The organism is Rhodoferax sp. TS-BS-61-7 (genome assembly GCF_002943465.1).
In the GTDB taxonomy this organism is placed as follows: Bacteria; Pseudomonadota; Gammaproteobacteria; order Burkholderiales; family Burkholderiaceae_C; genus Allorhodoferax.
On sequence record NZ_PTQY01000001.1, the window covers coordinates 26338 to 45370 of the forward strand.

At 59.8% G+C, this 19033-nt stretch carries 21 protein-coding genes and 2 tRNA genes; 3 read left to right on the forward strand and 20 right to left on the reverse strand.

Going from position 1 to position 19033, the window contains the following annotated elements:
* Nucleotides 1–141: 141 nt before the first annotated feature.
* A complete protein-coding gene (locus tag C5F53_RS00105; protein ID WP_105260326.1) occupies nucleotides 142–1170 on the reverse strand; it encodes an amidohydrolase family protein in 1029 nt (342 codons plus the stop codon).
* Nucleotides 1171–1220: 50 nt separating this feature from the next.
* Complete coding sequence (locus C5F53_RS00110) at nucleotides 1221–1931, reverse strand: substrate-binding domain-containing protein (protein ID WP_236635154.1); 711 nt, start codon at nucleotides 1929–1931, stop codon at nucleotides 1221–1223.
* A 124-nt stretch (nucleotides 1932–2055) separates the two neighbouring features.
* Between C5F53_RS00110 and C5F53_RS00115 the strand changes: the two genes are divergently transcribed.
* Both C5F53_RS00115 and C5F53_RS00120 read left to right on the forward strand, forming a co-directional pair.
* On the forward strand, nucleotides 2056–2976 hold the full coding sequence (locus tag C5F53_RS00115; RefSeq protein WP_105259325.1) for a LysR family transcriptional regulator: 921 nt from the start codon (nucleotides 2056–2058) through the stop codon (nucleotides 2974–2976).
* A 110-nt stretch (nucleotides 2977–3086) separates the two neighbouring features.
* On the forward strand, nucleotides 3087–4085 hold the full coding sequence (locus C5F53_RS00120) for a tripartite tricarboxylate transporter substrate binding protein (RefSeq protein ID WP_105259326.1): 999 nt from the start codon (nucleotides 3087–3089) through the stop codon (nucleotides 4083–4085).
* A 41-nt stretch (nucleotides 4086–4126) separates the two neighbouring features.
* Here the strand turns inward: C5F53_RS00120 and C5F53_RS00125 are convergent, their stop codons facing one another.
* The 9 genes from C5F53_RS00125 to C5F53_RS00165 all read right to left on the reverse strand — a co-directional run bounded on the left by C5F53_RS00125 (nucleotide 4127) and on the right by C5F53_RS00165 (nucleotide 12739).
* A complete protein-coding gene (locus tag C5F53_RS00125; RefSeq protein WP_105259327.1) occupies nucleotides 4127–5074 on the reverse strand; it encodes an AEC family transporter in 948 nt (315 codons plus the stop codon).
* A gap of 43 nt (nucleotides 5075–5117) precedes the next feature.
* Complete coding sequence (locus C5F53_RS00130) at nucleotides 5118–6011, reverse strand: DUF1932 domain-containing protein (RefSeq protein ID WP_370446691.1); 894 nt, start codon at nucleotides 6009–6011, stop codon at nucleotides 5118–5120.
* Between the two features lie 15 nt (nucleotides 6012–6026).
* On the reverse strand, nucleotides 6027–7007 hold the full coding sequence (locus C5F53_RS00135; RefSeq protein WP_105259328.1) for a tripartite tricarboxylate transporter substrate binding protein: 981 nt from the start codon (nucleotides 7005–7007) through the stop codon (nucleotides 6027–6029).
* 72 nt (nucleotides 7008–7079) lie between these two features.
* The gene (locus tag C5F53_RS00140; protein WP_105259329.1) at nucleotides 7080–7805 is read right to left on the reverse strand and encodes an ABC transporter ATP-binding protein; all 726 of its coding nucleotides are present in this window, start codon (nucleotides 7803–7805) and stop codon (nucleotides 7080–7082) included.
* Nucleotides 7798–8589, reverse strand: a complete 792-nt coding sequence (locus C5F53_RS00145) for an ABC transporter ATP-binding protein (RefSeq protein WP_105259330.1) — start codon at nucleotides 8587–8589, stop codon at nucleotides 7798–7800. Before C5F53_RS00145 ends, C5F53_RS00140 begins: the two co-directional genes overlap by 8 nt.
* Nucleotides 8586–9593 carry a branched-chain amino acid ABC transporter permease gene (locus C5F53_RS00150; protein ID WP_236635155.1) on the reverse strand — a complete coding sequence of 336 codons (1008 nt, stop codon included), beginning with the start codon at nucleotides 9591–9593 and terminating at the stop codon, nucleotides 8586–8588. Before C5F53_RS00150 ends, C5F53_RS00145 begins: the two co-directional genes overlap by 4 nt.
* Nucleotides 9590–10465, reverse strand: a complete 876-nt coding sequence (locus C5F53_RS00155; RefSeq protein WP_105259331.1) for a branched-chain amino acid ABC transporter permease — start codon at nucleotides 10463–10465, stop codon at nucleotides 9590–9592. Before C5F53_RS00155 ends, C5F53_RS00150 begins: the two co-directional genes overlap by 4 nt.
* Before the next feature lie 125 nt (nucleotides 10466–10590).
* Nucleotides 10591–11763, reverse strand: coding sequence for an ABC transporter substrate-binding protein (locus C5F53_RS00160; protein ID WP_105259332.1), 1173 nt, complete (start codon nucleotides 11761–11763; stop codon nucleotides 10591–10593).
* A 166-nt stretch (nucleotides 11764–11929) separates the two neighbouring features.
* Nucleotides 11930–12739 carry a plasmid replication/partition related protein gene (locus C5F53_RS00165; protein WP_105259333.1) on the reverse strand — a complete coding sequence of 270 codons (810 nt, stop codon included), beginning with the start codon at nucleotides 12737–12739 and terminating at the stop codon, nucleotides 11930–11932.
* A 163-nt stretch (nucleotides 12740–12902) separates the two neighbouring features.
* On the opposite strand from C5F53_RS00165, the gene C5F53_RS00170 reads away from it, so the two are divergent.
* Nucleotides 12903–12978, forward strand: a tRNA-Gly gene (locus C5F53_RS00170).
* A gap of 131 nt (nucleotides 12979–13109) precedes the next feature.
* On the opposite strand, the gene C5F53_RS00175 is transcribed toward C5F53_RS00170, so the two are convergent.
* The 9 genes from C5F53_RS00175 to secY all read right to left on the reverse strand — a co-directional run bounded on the left by C5F53_RS00175 (nucleotide 13110) and on the right by secY (nucleotide 19016).
* Entirely contained in the window at nucleotides 13110–14087 is a 978-nt protein-coding gene (locus C5F53_RS00175) for a chemotaxis protein (protein WP_105259334.1), read from the reverse strand.
* A gap of 187 nt (nucleotides 14088–14274) precedes the next feature.
* Nucleotides 14275–14351: transfer RNA gene (locus C5F53_RS00180), tRNA-Met, on the reverse strand.
* 19 nt (nucleotides 14352–14370) lie between these two features.
* A complete protein-coding gene (gene rplQ / locus C5F53_RS00185) occupies nucleotides 14371–14769 on the reverse strand; it encodes a 50S ribosomal protein L17 (RefSeq protein ID WP_105259335.1) in 399 nt (132 codons plus the stop codon).
* Between the two features lie 81 nt (nucleotides 14770–14850).
* On the reverse strand, nucleotides 14851–15840 hold the full coding sequence (rpoA, locus tag C5F53_RS00190) for a DNA-directed RNA polymerase subunit alpha (RefSeq protein WP_105259336.1): 990 nt from the start codon (nucleotides 15838–15840) through the stop codon (nucleotides 14851–14853).
* Between the two features lie 106 nt (nucleotides 15841–15946).
* On the reverse strand, nucleotides 15947–16570 hold the full coding sequence (gene rpsD / locus C5F53_RS00195) for a 30S ribosomal protein S4 (protein ID WP_105259337.1): 624 nt from the start codon (nucleotides 16568–16570) through the stop codon (nucleotides 15947–15949).
* Nucleotides 16571–16652: 82 nt separating this feature from the next.
* Nucleotides 16653–17057: a 30S ribosomal protein S11 gene (rpsK, locus tag C5F53_RS00200; protein WP_094481697.1), complete on the reverse strand. Its 405-nt coding sequence runs from the start codon at nucleotides 17055–17057 to the stop codon at nucleotides 16653–16655.
* Nucleotides 17058–17072: 15 nt separating this feature from the next.
* Nucleotides 17073–17438, reverse strand: a complete 366-nt coding sequence (rpsM, locus tag C5F53_RS00205) for a 30S ribosomal protein S13 (RefSeq protein WP_105259338.1) — start codon at nucleotides 17436–17438, stop codon at nucleotides 17073–17075.
* Between the two features lie 24 nt (nucleotides 17439–17462).
* Complete coding sequence (gene rpmJ, locus C5F53_RS00210) at nucleotides 17463–17576, reverse strand: 50S ribosomal protein L36 (RefSeq protein ID WP_012348927.1); 114 nt, start codon at nucleotides 17574–17576, stop codon at nucleotides 17463–17465.
* Between the two features lie 129 nt (nucleotides 17577–17705).
* Entirely contained in the window at nucleotides 17706–19016 is a 1311-nt protein-coding gene (gene secY / locus C5F53_RS00215; protein ID WP_105259339.1) for a preprotein translocase subunit SecY, read from the reverse strand.
* Nucleotides 19017–19033: the final 17 nt, after the last annotated feature.

Consider the following 19033-nt stretch of genomic DNA (forward strand, 5'->3'; position numbering starts at 1 on the left):
TTGCTGGTCCCCTCCAAACACACTCGCAAGGATCGGGGTGGCTGGGTGTTTTGCGAAGGTAAAGGAGGAGCCCGCAACGCGGGCGGGGGACACGCAGCAAAACGCCCGGCCACCCTGATCCCCCTACCAAGCAAAACTGAATTACTTGCCCTTGGCCTTCAACACCGCATCCAAGCGCGGAAACACGCGCCGCGCATTGCCTTCGTAAATCTGGAACCGGTCCTCATTGCTCAAAATCTTGGACGCCTCGATATAGCGCTTGGTGTCGTCGTAGTAGTTGCCGGTCTGCGGGTCGATGCCACGCACCGCACCAATCATCTCGGACGCAAACAACACGTTCTTGACCGGGATCACGGTATTGAGCAGATCAATGCCGGGCTGGTGGTATACGCACGTATCGAAGTAGATGTTGTTAAGCAAATGCTCTTCCAACAACGGCTTCTTCAGCTCTTGCGCCAGACCGCGGAAACGGCCCCAGTGGTAAGGCACGGCGCCGCCGCCATGGGGAATGAGGAACTTGAGCGTGGGGAACTGCTTGAACAAATCACTGGTCAAGCACTGCATGAAGGCCGTGGTGTCGGCGTTCAGGTAATGGGCGCCGGTGGTGTGGAAGCAGGCGTTGCAGCTGGTGCTCACGTGGATCATCGCGGGGATGTCGTACTCCACCATCTTCTCGTAGATGGGGAACCACTGCTTGTCGCTCAAGGGGGGCGAGGTCCAGTGGCCGCCGCTGGGATCGGGGTTGAGGTTGATGCCCACGTTGCCGTACTGCTCCACACACTTCACCAGTTCAGGAATGCAGGTGGCCGGGTCCACGCCAGGGCTTTGCGGCAGCATGGCGGCGGGGATGAAGTGGTCGGGGAAAAGCTGGGCCACGCGGTAGCACAGCTCGTTGCAGATGGCTGCCCAGGTGGCGCTGGTGTTGAAGTCACCAATGTGGTGGGCCATGAAGCTGGCGCGCGGGCTGAAGATGGTGAGGTCGGAGCCACGCTCCTTCATCAGGCGCAGCTGGTTTTGCTCGATGGTCTCGATCAGCTCGTCGTCGCTGATCTTCAGGTCCGCCACCTTGGGGCCCAGCTCGGGGGTGGCCAGGTTGGCGATCTGGGCGTTGCGCCAGTTTTCCAGCGCCTTGGGCGCGGTGGTGTAGTGGCCGTGGCAGTCAATGATCAGGGGCTTTTTCACGGGTGTCTCCTGGGGTCTTGTATGGGGTTGAACGGGGCTCAGGCGGCAACCATGCCCTGGCGCTGTTTGGCGGCAGCGGCCTGCGGCGCGGCCATAAAGGCCAGCAGCGCCCGAACGGCCTCTGGCTGGGTGGACAAGCTGCCCACGCCGGCCGAGAAGGTGGTGGTGATCTGAATGTCGGCGGGCAGCGGACCCACGATGGTGATGCCTTCCACATGGATGAGTTCACTGAGCTGCTGGAAGCCCAAGGCCACCTCGCCACGCGCCACCAGCGCACCCACAGGCACGCCGGGCGGCGCCTGCACGATGCGGCTTCGAATCTCGTCTGCAATGCCCCAGCGCGCAAACAACTGGGCCAGCGCCACGCCGCTGGGGCCGGTGGAGTAGCTCAGCGTGGGCGCGGCTAGCACGGCTGCACGCACCGCGTCTTCGGAAGAAATATCGGGCACGGGGGCACCGGCCTGCACCGCCACGGCCACGCCGGAGTGCACCAAGTCCACCTGGCTGCCGGGCAGCAGGTGGCCGGCAGCCAGCAGCTTGGCGATGGCGTCGGAGGCCAGGAACACGGCGTCAAACACCTCGCCCGCCTGCACGCGCTTGGCAGCGTCCACCCCGCCCACGGACTCGATGACCACCGCCTGGCCCGTGCGCGCCGTGAAGTCTACGGCCAGCTCGGTCAGCAGCAAACGCGTCGCCATGGACGAGATGCAGCGCAGGGCCACGGACGGGGTGGGGGCAGGTGTTGGCATGGTGGGTATTCTGGTCGGCGCACCGCCCTTTGATAAGCCAAGGGGAGCACTAGCAGCTATCTCAAATTGGCATAATCGGAAGGCAGCTATTCGCTGATGCCACACCCCCACCCTGGAGCCCGCGATGGACCTCAAACAGCTTGAATACTTTGTGCGCGTGGCCGAAATGGGCAGCTTTACCCGTGCCTCGATCTCGCTGGACGTGGCACAACCGGCGCTGAGCCGGCAGATCCGCCTGCTGGAGGTGGAGCTGCGACAAAACCTGCTCACGCGCAATGGCCGCGGCGCGGTGCCCACCGAGGCGGGCAAGCTGCTGCTGGAGCACGGGCGCGGCATTCTGCACCAGGTGCAGCTCACGCGCGAGGAGCTGGGCGCGGCCCGCGGCGCGCTGGCTGGGCGGGTGTCCATCGGCCTACCGCCCAGCCTGTCCAAGCTCATCACGGTGCCACTGGTGCTGGCGTTTCGGGAGCATCTGCCGCAAGCGCAGCTGACGCTGACCGAGGGTTTTTCAGTGCAGATGCACGAAGGCCTGCGCCTGGGCAACCTGGACATGGCTGTGCTCTACAACCCCGGCCAGAGCACCGAGCTGGAGATGAGCACGCTGGACGAGGACGAGCTGTCCCTGATCTCGCACAACCCACAAACCGGTGGCAAAAGCAAACCCGCCAAGCCGGCGCCAGCCATCAGCCTCCAGGACGTGGCCAATCTGCCGCTGATCCTGCCGAGCCGGCCCAATGCATTTCGCATCCTGATCGAGGGCGAGATGATGGCCATTGGCCGCCGCCCCGAGGTGATGCTGGAGGTGGACGGCCTGAACGCCATCCTGAACCTGGTGAAAGAAGGCATGGGCCACGCCGTGTTGCCCAGCTACACGCTGAGCAACTTTGACAACCCCGACACCTTCACCGTGCAGGCCATCCACAGCCCGCGCATCATGAGCCAGCTGATGCTGGTATGGTCTTCGCGCCGGCCCACCACGCAAACCCAGCGCAAGGCCATGGACGTGGTGAACCAGGTGGTGCTCAAGGCCATCCACCGCAATTAGCGCCGGCCCTGCGCTTTTTGGCATAGCTGCTATGGCCGGGACAAACTTGCCGATACCGGCGGCGCCCGCACACACTCCTTGCCAAACCATCACAGCAGGAGACCCGGCACATGCCCACCATTACTCACAAATTGATAGCTGTTTGCGCAGTATCCATCGGGGCTAGTGGCCTCTTTTACGCCCAAACGGCGAGTGCACAGAGCGCCACCAGCTACCCCGGAAAAACCATCCGCCTGGTCGTGCCCTTCACACCTGGTGGTTCGACCGACATCCTGGCGCGCGCCATTGGCCAGAAGCTCACCGAAGCCTGGGGCCAGTCGGTGATCATTGACAACGTGCCCGGTGCCGGCGGCGCCATTGGAGCGGACAAGGTGGCCAAGGCCCCGGCCGACGGCTACACCTTGCTCATGGGCCACATCGGCACGCTGGCGGTGAACCCCTCGCTCTACCCCAACCTGCCCTATGACCCGATCAAGAGTTTTGCCCCCGTGGCCTGGGTGGCGCGCGTGCCCAATGTGCTGGTGGTGCACCCCAGCGTGCCCGCCAAATCCGTGAAAGAACTGGTGGCCCTGGCCAAGTCCAAACCCGGGCAGATGAACTACGGCTCTGGCGGCAACGGCAGCGCGGCCAACCTGGCCACCGAGTACTTCAAGCTGCAGACCGGCACCTCGCTGCTGCACATTCCTTACCGCGGCACGGCCCCTGCGGTCACCGACTTGGTGGGCGGGCAGACGCAGGTGTTGTTCACCGGCGCGCCGGCTGTCATCAGCCAGATCAAAAATGGCCAGCTGCGCGCGCTGGCCGTCTCCAGCCCCAAACGCATGGACGCCCTGCCCGACCTGCCCACCGTGGCAGAAAGTGGCTACCCCGGTTTTGAGGCGGACCAGTGGTATGGCGTGGTGGCCCCGGCCGGTACACCCGCCGATGTGATTGCCAAACTCAACACCCAGATCAACCAGGCCCTGAACTCAGCCGAACTCAAGAACCGCCTGAATGCCGAAGGCGCCATCGCCACGCCAGACACCCCGGCCAACTTTGGCAAACTGATTGCCGCCGAGATTGCGCGCTGGAAACCGGTGATCAGTGGCGGGCGGGTGAAGGCGGACTAAGCATCGGCCTACGCGAACGGCGTGTTGTTTTACCCGTTGCGCTACAGCGGGTAGTGCTTCAACACCCACAACAACACATTAAGCGTGAAGAAGGAAGCAATGGTGGCCACCAACAAAGTGGCTGCACTCACTTCTTCATGCCCGTACTTCAGGGCCAGGATGGGGTAGACGCCCAGCATGGGCATGGCGGCAAACAGCAGCGCGGCGGTGCGCAGCTGCGGGTCCGCAATCGGCACCACAAAGGTAAACGCGAGGAACACACACAGCGGATGCAGCACCAGCTTGCCCACTGTGATGTGGCCGACCAGCCGCCGCTTGCCTTTGAGTTGCAAACCCACCAATGCCCCGCCGATCACAAACAGGGCCAGCCCGGTGGTGACTTGTGAAAACAGGGTGATGGTGCGGGCCAGCGGGCTGGGCAGGCTCCAGCCCATCACCGACACCAACAGCGCCAAGGGAATCACCACCAGCATGGGGGTGCGCACCCAGCCACTGGCAATGTCGCGCAACACGGTGCCCCAGGGGCGGTGACCACCCGCATCGGCGTTGTCGGCCAGCGTGAGCAGCAGTGGCAGCTTGATGAGGTTTTCAAACAGCATGTTGAGCGCCAGCGCCACTGGCGCAATGCTGCCCAGCACCAGTTGCACCACCGGATAGCCCATGTAGCCGCTGTTAGAACAGGCGGTGCCCATGGCAAAGAAGGCGCGGTAGCTGCCCACGCTGCGGTTCACATACCGCGCCCACAGGTAACCGCCCAGAATCATCACCAGCGAGCCCAGGCCATAGGCCAGCAGGTAGTCAAAGTGCATGACATCGCGCAACGGGCGCTGAGCAATGGCATTGAACAGGAGCGCAGGCAAGGCGAGGTTGAGCACGAACTTGCCCAGCACACGCTGATCGGGTTTGCTGAACACTCCCGTGCGGGTGCAGAGGTAGCCCATGGCAATGCACAGGTAGATAGGGCCGGTAATGGCCAGAATGTCGAGCATGGGGAACCTGGAAAAAGAGAAGAGTGGCGCGCTGCGAATACCGTCAGTCTTTGCGCGCGGCCAGCAGGGCGTCAGCGTACACCTGCCAAGGGGCGCCTTGGCCCACATGGGCAAACGCACCTGCGCGGGCCAGGTCGGCCACCGCCTGCTGCTTGTCGGCAATGGCGCTGGCCATGGTGGGGGCAAACCCCGCTTCGGTCACCGTGCGCGCAGACTCGCGCATTTCTTCTGCACGGCGCTGGCCGTGTTGCACCACGCGGCTGAAGAAGTAGGCGCCCTGCTTCTCCCAGTCAATGCTGGGAAAGGTCTCGGCCAGCGTGGGCAGCACATGGTCTTCCACACCATAGGCACGGGCGGTGCTGTAACTCTCGATCACAAGCGCCTCCAGGCCCTTGATCATCACGCTGCGGCACATCTTGATGGCCGAGGCCACACCGATTTCGGCGGCTACGGCCTTGGCGGCCATGCCCAGACCGTTCAGATGGTCGGCCAGCTCGGCCGCCAGCGGGCCGCCCAGCAGCATGGGCACCTGGATGCCATAGGGCGGCACGGAGGTCATGACACCCGCCTCCACATAACGACCGCCCGCTGCCTCTATCACCTGCGCAGCCTGTTGTTTGGTGCCAGGGGATGCGGAGTTGAGGTCCAGAAACACCGTGCCGGGGCGCAGGTGGGGCGCTGCGGCCTGGGCCACGGCCAGGGTGTTGGAAGCGGTGACGGCGGAAAGAATGAAGTCGCTGTGTGCACACAGCGCGGCCATGGAGGGCTGGGCCTGTACGCCCGCTGCGGTGGCCTGGGCTGCAGCGCCCGTGGCCGGGTCGGCAAACTTCAGGTCCCACACGGCGCAGGACGCAAAGTGCCCATGCAGGCCAGCGCTAAAGATGCGCCCGACCTCGCCATACCCCACCAGTCCCAGATGTTCCAGCGGCAAGGCCATGGCGTGGCTCCTTCCTTAGAGTTTGGGCACGCCGGCCTTGGCAATCACCTCGGCCCAGCGTTTGGTCTCAGTAGCCAGCAGCTCAGCCAGCTTCTCGGGGGTGGAGCCGCGCGCTTCCACATTCAATTCGTAGAGTTTTTTCTTCACGTCGGGGTGGTTCATCGCGGCCAACACCTCCTTGTTCAGGCGGGCGATCACCTCCTTGGGTGTCTTGGCCGGGGCAGCGAGTGCATTCCACGACGACACATCAAAGTCCTTCACACCGCTTTGCATGAGCGTGGGCACATCGGGGATCTGGCTGGCGCGTGTGTCGCTCAACACAGCCAGCGGGCGCACGGCTTTGGAGCTCACCTGGCCCATCATGGGGCCCAGAATCTCGACCGCCACGTCGATCTGGCCACCGCGCAGGGCGGTGGTGACGGCGGGTGTGCCGTTGAAAGGCACGATGAGGAAGTCCACACCCGCACGCGTCTTGAGCAGCTCGGCCGCCAGGTTTTGCGTGCTGCCGATGTTGACCGTGCCCACATTGAGCTTGCCGGGGTTGGCCTTGGCATAGGCCAGCAGGTCGGCCATGGTTTTGTAGGGCGCGTTGGGCGACGCCAGCACAGCCAAATCAAAGTAACCCATGGTGGAGACGGGCGCGAAGTCGCGCTGCGCGTCAAAGGGCAGGCTCTTGAACAGGCTGGCGCTCACCGCCGTGCCGTTGGACATGAGCAGCAGCGTGTGGCCATCGGGATCGGCCTTGGCCACGGCCTCACCCGCGCCCACGCCACCAGCGCCGGGCTTGTTGTCAATCACCACAGGCTGGCCCAGGGACTCAGACAACTTTTGCGCCACCGTGCGCGCGGTCAGGTCGGCCACGCCACCGGCCCCAAAGGGCACAACGATGCGGATGGGTTTGGACGGGAAGGTGTCCGCCCAGGCGGGCAGTGCGCCCACGGTGCTGGCCAGCAAGGCCAGGCCCAGAGAAATCGTGCGACGGTTCAGGCTTTTCATACAAAACAGGCCTCCAGCCCTTATGGAATATGCGCAAACAGCTATTTATTCAATAGCAAAAAGGTACTGACACTACCGTGCCACACCCAACAACTTGTCCAGCAGCTCGGGTTGCTCACGCAGACTCTGCGCCGCGCCGCTGTGCACCACGGTGCCGCGGTCCAGCACGGCTGCGGTGTCGCTGATGGCCAGAATGGCCTGCGGGTGCTGCTCCACGATGATGGCGCTGAGGCCCTCTTCGCGCGTGATGCGGCGAATCGCACGCAACAGCTCCTGCACGATGATGGGCGCCAGGCCTTCGCAGGGCTCGTCCAGCAGCAGGATGGTGGGGTTGAGCACCAGTGCGCGGCCCACGGCCAGCATTTGTTGCTCGCCGCCCGAGAGCTGCGTACCCAGGTTGGTCTTGCGCTCCGCCAAGCGGGGGAACAGTTCGTACACGCGCTCAGGTGTCCACATGGCCGCTTTGCGGCCGACACGCGCTGGGCGGGCCACGGCGGTCAGGTTCTCGTCCACCGTGAGCGACTTGAAAATGTTGCGTTCCTGCGGTACCCAGCCAATGCCGGCGGCGGCGCGTTCATGCTGCGGCAACTTGTGCAGGGCCGCACCGCCCAAGGCCATGGTGCCACCGTGCTGGCGGGTGGCACCGGCCAAGGTGTTCATGAAGGTGGTCTTGCCGGTTCCGTTGCGGCCCAGCAGCGCCAGGGTTTCGCCTTCGTTGATGCTGACGGACACGCCGTGCAGCACCACCGCTTCGCCGTAGCCTGCCGACAAGTTCTCGACTTTGAGCAGCTCAGCCATGTGCAGCTCCTTCCAGTTCACCTTCGGCGTGGCCCAGGTAGACCGCCTTGACCTGCGGGTCGTTGGCAATCGTCTCGGGATCGCCCTCGGTCAGCACCGTGCCGTTGACCAGCACCGTCATGCGTTTGGCAAAGCTGAATACCAGATCCATGTCATGTTCAATCAAAAGGATGGACACATCGGCCGGCAGGGCCGCCACGGTTTGCAGCAGCTCTTCGCGTTCACCCGCGGGCACGCCGGCCACCGGCTCGTCCAGCAGCAACACACGCGGCTCGCAGGCCAGCGCAATGGCAATCTCCAGCAGGCGGCGCTTGCCGTAGGCCAGCACGCGTGTTTCCTGCGCCATCACCTCGGTCAGGTGAAATTGCTCCAGCAGTTGTTCGCAGCGCTCGATCACGCGGCGGTTGCTGCCCAGCGCCTGCCACCACTTGCCACCCAGCCCGGTGTGCTGGCTGACCACCATGGCCAGCGTTTCCAGCGGGGTCAGGGTGTCAAACAGCTGGTTGATCTGGAAGGTACGCACCATGCCACGGCGCACGCGCTGGTGCGGCGCCAGGTCGGTAATGTCCTGGCCTTCCAGGATGATCTTGCCCTCGGTGGGTTGCAACACGCCGGTCAGCAGGTTGATCAGTGTGGTCTTGCCCGCGCCGTTGGGGCCGATGAGCGCGTGGCGCGCGCCCTTGTGCAGGTCCAGCGTGACATTGTTGGTGGCGGTGATGCCACCAAACTTCATCACCAGGCCCTGGGCACTGATGACGGTGTTGTTGCTTGTGGGGCTGCTCATGCGGCACCTCCGGTCTTGTTCTTCTTGGCGCCAATCCAGGTCCAGGGGCGTACCAGCCGTTCGCGCCCGACCAGCACCAGCACCACCAGGAACAGGCCGATCCAGAAGGTCCAGTACTGCGGGGTGATGTTGGAGATGAAGTCCTGCATGAGCTTGAAGATCAAGGCCCCCGCCACACCGCCATACAACCAGCCCACACCGCCAATCACCAGCACCAGCATCACGTCGGCCGAGCGGTGGAACTCGAACACATCGAGCGAGGCAAAGCCCGAGGTCTGTGCCAGCAAGGCACCTGCCGCGCCCGCCGCACCCGCGGCCACCGTATAGGCCACCGCCAAGCGGCTGGCCACCGGAATGCCGATCGCCATGGCGCGCAAGCGGTTGTCGCGAATGGCCTTGAGCGTGGCACCAAACGGCGAACCGACAAAACGGCGTGCCAGCACAAACACCACCAGCAAGATGCACAGCGAGTACCAGGCGGCCACTTGCCCATACAAGTCAAACTCAAACCTGCCGAGCACGGGGCCCATCATCACACCCTGCAGGCCATCGGCACCACCGGTCAGCCAGTCGAGCTTGTTCGCCAGCTCCATGAGAATGAGTCCAACCCCCAGGGTCACCATGAGGCGGGTCAGGTCGGTGCCGCGCTGGATGGTGACGCTGCAGATGGCGCCCAGCACGGTGGCTGTGCCAATGCCCACCGCCATACCCACCAAGGGGTCGGGCATCACGTGTTTGGCAAACAGCGCAGCCGAGTAGGCCCCCATGCCAAAGAAGGCGGCGTGGCCCAGCGAGACGATGCCGGTGTAACCCAGGATGATGTCCAGCGAGAGCGCAAACAGCGCAACGATGGCAATCTCGTTGATGATCAGTGCGTGGCTGGACAGGGCCCAGGGCGAGGCCAGGGCCGCGGCCCACAGCACGACCTCCCACCAGCGCCAGCGGCGCGAGGCGAGCAGGACGTTGGGTTTTGCGGTATCGATATTCATGGTGTTCGCGCTCATGCCTTGCCCCCTTTGCGCACAAACAGGCCCTGTGGGCGCCATACCAGAATCACGATCATCAGGCTGTAGACGATGAAGGCGCCCAGCTTGGGGATGTAGTACTTGCCGGCCACGTCGGCAATGCCCAGCAGCAGTGCAGCCAGCAAGGGGCCGGTGATGCTGGAGGTGCCGCCCACGGCGACCACGATCAAAAAGTAAATCATGAACTTGAGGGGAAAGGTGGGGTCCATGCCCAGCACGTCGGCCCCCAGTGCACCGCCCAGGCCGGCCAGGCCGGAGCCCACGGCAAAGGTGGACAGGAACACGGCGTTGACGTTGATGCCCAGACCGGCAGCCACGCGCTGGTCATCCACCGAAGCGCGCAGGCGGCTGCCAAAGCGGGTCTTGGTGAGGATGTATTGCAGGGCCACGGTGAGCGCGGCGCAGACGGCGATGATGAACAGGCGGTAGTGGCCCATGCCCAGCATCCAGGCACCATCACCGAGTTCGGTGCGGCCCTTGAGCCATTCGGGCAGTTGCACGATCTGCTGGGTGGAGCCCACAAAGTAGTCCACGCTGGCCACGGCCATGAAGGTCAGGCCAATGGAGAACAGCACCTGGTCCAGGTGGGGCTTGTGGTACAGCGGGCGGTAGAGCGTGCGCTCCAGCACACCACCCAGAAGGCCTGCGCCTATAAAGGCTGCCGGCAGGCACCAGAGAAATGGGACACCCAGGCGCTGCATCAGCAGCACCGTGATGTAGCCGCCCACCATGGCAAAGGCGCCGTGCGCGAGGTTGATGAAGTTCATCAGCCCCATCGTCACCGCCAAGCCCACGGCCAGGATGAACAGCAGCATGCCGTAGGCAATGCCGTCAAAGAGTATGGTCAACATAGTTTGCCAATCACAGGTAATTTCAGGCCCGGGCCGCTATTTTGGGCAACAAAAAAGCGAGGGACGGGCCATCGCTTTTTTGCCTGCCTGGTTGCTACCGCCAGGGTCTGCGGTCAAGTTCCGGGTTAGCGGTTCTTGCCGGGGTCTTTCACGTCCTTGATCACATCGAATTCGATGTTGTAGAGCTGGCCGTCTTTCTTCTCGACCTTGCGCAGGTAGATGCTCTGCACGATGTCGCGGGTTTGTGCGTCGATGAAGATGGGGCCGCGCGGGCTCTCGAAGATCTGGCCCTTCATGGCGGCCAACAGTGCATCACCGCCACCTGCGCCCTTGGTGGCACGCAAGGCTTCGTAGATGACGCGCATGCCGTCATAACCACCCACGGCCATGAAGTTGGGGCGCAGGTTGTTGTTGGCTTTCTTGAAAGCCTCCACAAACTTCTTGTTCAGTGCCGAGGGGTGGGCCGCCGAGTAATGGTGTGAAGTGACCACACCCAGGGCACCGTCGCCCATGTCGTTCAACTGGTCGTCATCGGTGATGTCCCCAGGGCCAATGAGCTTGATGCCGGCCTTGTCCATGCCGCGTTCCAGAAACTGCTTCATCACCGCAGCGCCAGCGCCGGAGGGCACAAACACAAACAGCGCATCGGGCTTGAGGTCGCGCACCTTTTGCAGGAAAGGGGCGAAGTCGGGGTTGCGCATGGGCACGCGCAGCGATTCCACAATCGTGCCACCGTTGAAGGTCATGCGGTCCTTGAAGAAACGCTCGGCATCGATACCGGGGCCGTAGTCGGACACCAGCGTCACAACTTTTTTGATGCCGTTTTTGGGTGCCCAATCGGCAATGGCCACGGCGGCTTGTGGCAGCGTGAAGCTGGTGCGCACGATGTAGGGTGAGGCCTCGGTAATGCTGGAGGTAGCCGCCGCCATCACGACCAGAGGCGTCTTGGATTGGGTGGCGATGCTGGCAGTGGCCAGGGCCGAAGGCGTGATACCCATGCCAGCCAGTACATTGACCTTGTCGTTCACCACCAGCTCTTGCGCCATGCGTTTGGTCACGTCAGGAATGCTGGTGTCATCCTTGATGATGAGCTGGATCTTCTTGCCGGCCACGGTGTCGCCGTTTTGCGCCATGTAGAGCTTGGCGGCGGCTTCAATCTGGCGACCAGTCGTGGCCTGCTGGCCGGTCATGGGCAAGACCAGGCCGATCTTGAAGACGTTGTCTTGTGCCAGCACGGCAGTGCCTGCCAGCGCCAAAGTGGCCAACGCGGTGGCACGCAAAAAGTGACGTTTGTTCATGTGTTGTCTCCTGGATGGTTTTGTCATTTCACACTGGCGCCAATATCGCGCTTAACCAGCACTTGTGCAATCGCGATTCCGCTCTCTTTGATATAGCATTTTGCAATATCCGGTATAAAAAACCCCACGTTTTTGATTTTTTCGAGAGTGTGAGGCCTCAGAGGCGCTAGGCAATCTGCAGAGCGGCCAGTTGCCGACGCAGATCGGCATTCTCGGCCTCCAATACCGTGACGCGCTGCTGCAAAGCCAAGACAACGGAGTCGGCCATACCCACACCATCGGGGCTGTCCTGCGATGCCTGCTCTTCGCGTGCTGTGCGCCGCGCTTCACGCACCCGTTTGGCGGCTTGTTTGAGCTGGTCCTTGCCTGCAGTGGCAGCCGCTACCTGCTCTTCAGCTGGCAGTGTGGCCACCGCAGCGGCCGCATTGATGGAGATGGTGCCAGCCTTCACCGCGGCCACCACCTCAGGTGCTGCCTGCTTCTGGATTTTTTCGATCATCACCACCTGGCTGCTGCTCAGGCGAGCGGCCTTCGCAATGTCCTCGCGGCTTTTCATCGCACCGGGCGCCGCTGCAACTGCAGTTGCAGCACCCGCATCTTCCGGGCTCGTATCCGGCTTGGCCTCTGCCACGCTAGCGGTGGATTGCACCTGGCGCTCCGCCAGAATTTCACGCTTGCGCAGCGCCAGCACCCCACGCTGAAAATCCGAGACGCTGCGCCGCCCCAGATGCTGATCAATCATCCAGAGATGCACGTCTTCCAGTGAATGGAACAGTGTGCTTTGCAAGGTTTGAAAAGGTAGGCCGTGTTTTTGGCAAATACCGTAGCGGTTGTGTCCATCCACCAGTACTTCGCCCCACAGCACAAGGGCATCGCGGCAGCCTTCGGTCAGGATGCTGCGCTCCAGCGAAGCGTACTCCTCGGGGGTCAGAGGGTCGATATAGGCTTTGAGTGCTTCGTTGACAACAATGTCCATGGAGAGTGTGGTGGTAGCCAAAGGGACTGGATTGTAGAGACGCCCATGCCAGGCACTGCATCACATCCATGGGATCGGGCTAGGTCAGTGCACGCATCAACTTTTTATTTGCCATGACGCCAAAAGCGCCCTCAACTCGGGCTAAAATTTGCCGCTCAGATTCGCGGGAATAGCTCAGTTGGTAGAGCGCAACCTTGCCAAGGTTGAGGTCGAGAGTTCGAGACTCTTTTCCCGCTCCAAATTTTCTGGTTTATGGCGCACCAATAGGCCATACCAAGTGTTACACGGCTCGGAGCTTTCCGATTTTCCGTACTCAGCACTTCATGTGCAAACAACTCCCAGGCCTTCTACAATTTTGCGCTGCTCGCCCCTATTGGGGAAGCAAATGGCGCTCTGCCAGCGTTTTCCCAATCGAGTCGGCGAGCTCATGCGGCTCAAACTTAGCCACGTAGGCATCCGCGCCTACGCTGCTAGCATGCCCCTCACTCGCGGTACCAGTCAATGACGAATACACGATCACGGGGATACCCGCAAAGCGCGAATCCTGCTTGATGTTACGCGTCAGCGTGAATCCATCCATCTCGGGCATTTCCAGGTCGGTCAACACCAGGGCAACCTTGTCCCGGGCATGCTTACCCTGGGCAACAGCTTCACCATGCAGGCTGGCCAATCGGTCCCAAACCTCGCGCCCGTTTTTCAATGCAACGAACTGCACGCCCATGGCCTTCAGACTCTCCTCCACCAGCATGCGTGCCACCGCAGAGTCCTCCGCGACGAGCACCACCGAGCCCTCGGGCAAACGCAGTTTGGCAAGGCTGGAGTTTTTCTCTGCGTTGTTGTGAGCGCCTGGAAACACATCGCGCAGGATCTGCTCGACATCCAACACCTGAGCCAATCGGGAGTCCGGTGCGTCACCATCGATACGTGCTACACCAGACAACAACACCGAGCTGCTACTGTCCGCCGCCAACAAGTGCTTCCATTCCAGTTGCACAATTTCGACGACTTCATCCACGAGAAACGCCTGAGTGGTACGTGCAAACTCGGTCACAAGCACAATCTTGGAGTCAGTTTGCGGGACACAACCAGCGAGGCCCGGGAGGTCAATTACTGGGATTAGCTGGCCACGCACGTTGGCGAGCCCCAAAGCGTGAGGTGGCGCATTCACAATGGACGTGATGTGAGGTGCCACCACGATTTCACGCACCTTGAATACGTTAATCCCGAACAATTCGCGTTGCTTGGAGTCCCGAGCCTCTCCCAGACGGAATAGCAACAACTCCAAACGACCACTGGCACTCTGGCCAGCTGCTTGCGAACCCTTATCGATAGTGGAAGGAGTTTTCATGGCAGTTCCTGCGTCAATAAACGGAAGAGACCCACCCGCCAGCTGCGCGCTTGGGGGGACACGATGCAAACATTATTGCGCGTAGCGCACAACAATGCGACGAGGATTTGCAATGCAATTGCTAAGCAGAAAACAAAAAAGGCTCACCGAGGTGAGCCTTTGCTGCCGTGGAATCCCACGTGTCTATTGGTTGCGGAGGCTAGATTTGAACTAACGACCTTTGGGTTATGAGCCCAACGAGCTACCAGGCTGCTCCACTCCGCGTCAAGACTTAAATTATAACCTATTCTGCCTTCGTTACTTCAGAAGTTTCAGAAACTTCTTCTGCACGATCCACCAGTTCGACCAACGCCATCGGCGCATTGTCGCCAACGCGAAAACCCATCTTCAAGATACGGGTATAGCCGCCTGGACGGGCTTTGAAACGTGGGCCCAACACGTCGAACAGCTTGGTCACGCTGTCGCGGTCACGCAGACGGTCAAATGCCAGACGGCGATTGGCTACAGTGGCTTCTTTAGCCAAAGTGATCATGGGCTCCACAACGCGACGCAATTCCTTGGCCTTGGGGACCGTGGTCTTGATGACTTCGTGTTCGATCAACGAATTCATCATGTTGCGCAGCATTGCCAAGCGGTGTGAGCTTGTGCGGTTAAGTTTACGTAGTCCGTGTCCGTGACGCATGATAATTTTCCTTCAGTTTTTAGACAGGCAGCCGGATCAGGTACTGCCCGTGGCACGGAACCCCTGTGGGGTTCAATTCAATTAACGTTTTTCCAGGGAAGCCGGAGGCCAGCTTTCCAGCTTCATTCCCAATGTCAGACCGCGAGAGGCCAACACTTCCTTGATTTCATTGAGCGACTTGCGACCCAGGTTAGGTGTCTTCAGCAGCTCATTCTCGGTGCGCTGAATCAGGTCACCGATGTAATAGATGTTTTCTGCTTTCAGGCAGTTGGCAGAACGCACGGTCAACTCCAGCTCGTCCACAGGACGCAACAGGATAGGATCGAACTGCGTATTGCCACGTGGTGCGGGGGAGTCGAATGCGGCCAGCTCGCTGCCTTCCAACTGCGCAAACACTGCCAGCTGCTCAACCAAAATCTTGGCCGATGCACGTACGGCGTCTTCTGCAGACACTGCACCGTTGGTTTCGATCTCGACGACCAGCTTATCCAAATCGGTACGTTGCTCAACGCGAGCGCTTTCCACGGTGTAGCTGACGCGCTTCACGGGAGAAAACGATGCATCCAGAACAATGCGACCGATCGATTTGTTCGGCTCATCGGCGTAACGGCGCATGCTACCGGGTACATAACCACGGCCTTTTTCAACCTTGATCTGCATGTCCAGCTTGCCGCCGTGCGACAACGTAGCGATCACATGCTCAGGATTGATGATTTCAACATCATGCGGCGTCTGGATATCCGCGGCGGTCACCACGCCTTCAGAATCCTTGCGCAGGCTCAAAGTCACTTCTTCACGGTTGTGGAGCTTGAACACCACACCCTTGAGGTTCAGAAGAATGTTAACCACATCTTCTTGCACGCCATCAATCGAAGAGTATTCATGCAGTACACCTGCGATGGTCACCTCGGTTGCTGCAAATCCAGGCATAGAGGACAACAGCACGCGACGCAGCGCGTTGCCCAGAGTATGACCGTAACCACGTTCAAACGGCTCCAGAGCAACTTTGGCGCGATTGATACCGGTCTGTTCAACGCTAATGGACTTGGGCTTCAGCAAACTATTTTGCATTCAAACTTCCTCTCAATACCCCCGACTCGTTACGTCAGTAAGGCTGGTGAAGCACCTACATCGCGGTGCCCGCGACGTAGGAACGATTTCAACGACTCAGATGCTATTAGCGTGAATACAGTTCGACGATCAACGATTCGTTGATGTCTGCGCCGAATTGGTCACGGTCGGGAACCGACTTGAATGTACCTTCTGCTTTGTCGAGGCTGACTTCAACCCAAGCAGGCATACCCACTTGTTGAGCCAACTGCAGTGCTTCAACAATACGATTCTGCTTCTTGGACTTGTCACGGACAGCGATCACATCACCAGCCTTGACCATGTAAGAAGGAATGTTGACGGGCTGACCATTCACGGTCATCGCCTTGTGGGACACCAACTGACGCGCTTCAGCGCGAGTCGAGCCAAATCCCATGCGATACACCACGTTGTCCAAGCGGGACTCCAGCAAAGACATCAAGTTTGCACCTGTGTTGCCCTTGCGGCGATCAGCCTCAGCAAAGTAACGGCGGAACTGGCGCTCCAAAACGCCGTACATGCGCTTGACCTTCTGTTTTTCACGCAGTTGCAGACCGTAGTCAGAGGTACGTGCACCAGAAGTGCGGCCATGCTGACCCGGCTTGGAGTCGAACTTTGCCTTGTCGCCGATAGAACGACGTGCGCTCTTCAGGAACAGGTCGGTGCCTTCACGGCGAGAGAGTTTGGCCTTGGGGCCGAGATAGCGTGCCACTTGAACTTCCTTTTATGTCATCTGCCGCACAGAAATGCGGGAGCCGTCAACGGAAGTTGACGGCGGTGGGCTTGTTGATAAATTAAATGCGGCGGCGCTTTTGAGGGCGGCAACCGTTGTGCGGCACAGGTGTCACATCAGCAATCATGTTGATGCGGATACCCAACGCAGCCAAGGCACGAACCGAAGACTCACGACCAGGGCCTGGGCCCTTGATTTCGACGTCCAAGTTCTTGATACCTTGCTCAAGCGCAGCACGACCAGCCACTTCGGAAGCTACCTGGGCAGCAAACGGTGTGGACTTGCGAGAGCCCTTGAAACCTTGACCACCCGACGAGGCCCAAGACAGTGCATTGCCCTGGCGATCGGTGATGGTAATGATGGTGTTGTTGAACGACGCGTGCACGTGGGCGATACCGTCCGCAACGTTCTTGCGAACCTTCTTGCGAACGCGCTGTGCAGCGCTGTTGGAGGGAGCTTTTGCCATGTTGGTTTATCCCAATTATTTCTTCAAGGACGCAGCAGCCTTACGCGGGCCTTTGCGAGTACGTGCGTTCGTGCGGGTACGCTGACCACGCATGGGCAAGCCACGACGGTGGCGGAAGCCTCGGTAGCAACCGATGTCCATCAAACGCTTGATGTTCATGGTTGTCTCACGACGCAAATCACCCTCAATTGTAAACTGAGCGATTTGGTCGCGAATTTTCTCCAAGTCACCATCAGTCAAATCTTTGACTTTTTTGGAGTAAGCAATGCCGCAAGCTTCGCAAATTTTGCGAGCGCGAGTGCGACCGATACCAAAAATAGCTGTCAAGCCAATTTCAGAATGCTGATGCGGCGGAATGTTGATGCCAGCGATACGTGCCATTTTCGTCCTCTAAAACTCTTGCAATTAACCCTGACGCTGCTTGTGACGTGGATCTGTACAGATCACACGCACAACGCCCTTGCGTCGGATAATTTTGCAGTTACGGCAAATTTTCTTGACCGAAGCCGAAACTTTCATTTTCTTCTCCTAAAACTTTTCGCTCCGTTCCGACTTTGATTCGCGCGGAACATGCGCTCTAACTTGCTATCAAAACGAAGCTCGATCTGTTAAACCAGTCGCGCCCATTTTTACGGTGACTTACTTTTATCAAGAAGCCTTGAAATTCGCCTTCTTGAGCAGCGATTCATACTGCTGCGACATCATGTAATTCTGGACCTGCGCCATAAAATCCATGGTGACAACAACAATAATCAGCAATGAAGTACCACCGAAATAGAATGGAACGTTGTACTTCAATATCAAAAATTCAGGCAGCAAACACACGAAGGTGATGTAGATCGCCCCGGCCAGTGTCAAGCGCAGCAGAATTTTGTCAATGTATCGCGCAGTTTGATCACCAGGACGAATACCAGGAATAAACGCACCGCTCTTCTTCAGGTTGTCAGCTGTTTCGCGGCTGTTGAAAACCAATGCCGTATAGAAAAAGCAGAAAAACACAATCGCAGCGGCGTACAACATTACATACACGGGCTGACCTGGGCTCAACGTGCTGGAGATGTCTTTCAACCAGCGCATCGAGTCTCCGGAACTGAACCAGTTTGCGATAGTCGCCGGCAACAGAATGATCGAGGAAGCAAAGATTGGCGGAATCACGCCTGCCATATTGAGCTTCAAAGGCAGGTGGGACGATTGACCACCATAGACTTTGTTACCCACCTGGCGACGCGCATAGTTCACCAGAATCTTGCGCTGCCCACGCTCAACAAACACCACGAAGAACGTAACCAACATCACCAGGGCAACGATCAGTAACGCCACAATGATGCTCATGGCCCCTGTCCGAACCAACTCCAGCAAACCACCCACAGCACTAGGAAGACCTGCAGCGATACCACCAAAAATCAGTATCGAAATGCCATTGCCCAAACCGCGCTCGGTGATTTGCTCACCCAACCACATCAGGAACATGGTGCCCGCTGTCAGCGTAACGACCGTTGTCATTCGGAAGCCAAAACCGGGTGCAATCACCAGTCCGGCAGATGCTTCTAACGCCATAGCGATGCCCAGAGACTGGAACAAAGCCAAACCTAGAGTGCCATACCGTGTGTACTGCGTGATCTTGCGGCGCCCAGCTTCACCTTCTTTTTTCAACTGCTCAAACGCCGGCAAGACGTATGTCAACAGCTGCATCACGATGGATGCCGAGATATACGGCATGATCCCCAACGCGAAGATTGTGAAACGGGACAGCGCACCACCAGAAAACATATTGAAAAGATTCAATATGCCGCCCTGCTGACCCTGAAACAGCTGTTGAAGCTGCAAAGGATCAATGCCAGGAACAGGAATGTGCGCCCCCAGGCGGTAAACCACCAGAGCGAGCAGCAAAAACACAAGCCGACGACGCAGGTCGCCGAACTTACCCGTTTTTGCTGTTTGAGCCGCGTTTGTTGCCACTTGCTAACTTTCGCCTA

What these genes read in the sequence shown, in the direction of transcription:
- C5F53_RS00110 (WP_236635154.1), bottom strand. Translation starts at nt 1,931, where the DNA reads ATGCCAACACCTGCCCCCACCCCGTCCGTGGCCCTGCGCTGCATCTCG.
- C5F53_RS00115 (WP_105259325.1), top strand. Translation starts at nt 2,056, where the DNA reads ATGGACCTCAAACAGCTTGAATACTTTGTGCGCGTGGCCGAAATGGGC.
- C5F53_RS00120 (WP_105259326.1), top strand. Translation starts at nt 3,087, where the DNA reads ATGCCCACCATTACTCACAAATTGATAGCTGTTTGCGCAGTATCCATC.
- C5F53_RS00125 (WP_105259327.1), bottom strand. Translation starts at nt 5,074, where the DNA reads ATGCTCGACATTCTGGCCATTACCGGCCCTATCTACCTGTGCATTGCC.
- C5F53_RS00130 (WP_370446691.1), bottom strand. Translation starts at nt 6,011, where the DNA reads ATGGCCTTGCCGCTGGAACATCTGGGACTGGTGGGGTATGGCGAGGTC.
- C5F53_RS00135 (WP_105259328.1), bottom strand. Translation starts at nt 7,007, where the DNA reads ATGAAAAGCCTGAACCGTCGCACGATTTCTCTGGGCCTGGCCTTGCTG.
- C5F53_RS00140 (WP_105259329.1), bottom strand. Translation starts at nt 7,805, where the DNA reads ATGGCTGAGCTGCTCAAAGTCGAGAACTTGTCGGCAGGCTACGGCGAA.
- C5F53_RS00145 (WP_105259330.1), bottom strand. Translation starts at nt 8,589, where the DNA reads ATGAGCAGCCCCACAAGCAACAACACCGTCATCAGTGCCCAGGGCCTG.
- C5F53_RS00150 (WP_236635155.1), bottom strand. Translation starts at nt 9,593, where the DNA reads ATGAGCGCGAACACCATGAATATCGATACCGCAAAACCCAACGTCCTG.
- C5F53_RS00155 (WP_105259331.1), bottom strand. Translation starts at nt 10,465, where the DNA reads ATGTTGACCATACTCTTTGACGGCATTGCCTACGGCATGCTGCTGTTC.
- C5F53_RS00160 (WP_105259332.1), bottom strand. Translation starts at nt 11,763, where the DNA reads ATGAACAAACGTCACTTTTTGCGTGCCACCGCGTTGGCCACTTTGGCG.
- C5F53_RS00165 (WP_105259333.1), bottom strand. Translation starts at nt 12,739, where the DNA reads ATGGACATTGTTGTCAACGAAGCACTCAAAGCCTATATCGACCCTCTG.
- C5F53_RS00175 (WP_105259334.1), bottom strand. Translation starts at nt 14,087, where the DNA reads ATGAAAACTCCTTCCACTATCGATAAGGGTTCGCAAGCAGCTGGCCAG.
- rplQ (WP_105259335.1), bottom strand. Translation starts at nt 14,769, where the DNA reads ATGCGTCACGGACACGGACTACGTAAACTTAACCGCACAAGCTCACAC.
- rpoA (WP_105259336.1), bottom strand. Translation starts at nt 15,840, where the DNA reads ATGCAAAATAGTTTGCTGAAGCCCAAGTCCATTAGCGTTGAACAGACC.
- rpsK (WP_094481697.1), bottom strand. Translation starts at nt 17,057, where the DNA reads ATGGCAAAAGCTCCCTCCAACAGCGCTGCACAGCGCGTTCGCAAGAAG.
- rpsM (WP_105259338.1), bottom strand. Translation starts at nt 17,438, where the DNA reads ATGGCACGTATCGCTGGCATCAACATTCCGCCGCATCAGCATTCTGAA.
- rpmJ (WP_012348927.1), bottom strand. Translation starts at nt 17,576, where the DNA reads ATGAAAGTTTCGGCTTCGGTCAAGAAAATTTGCCGTAACTGCAAAATT.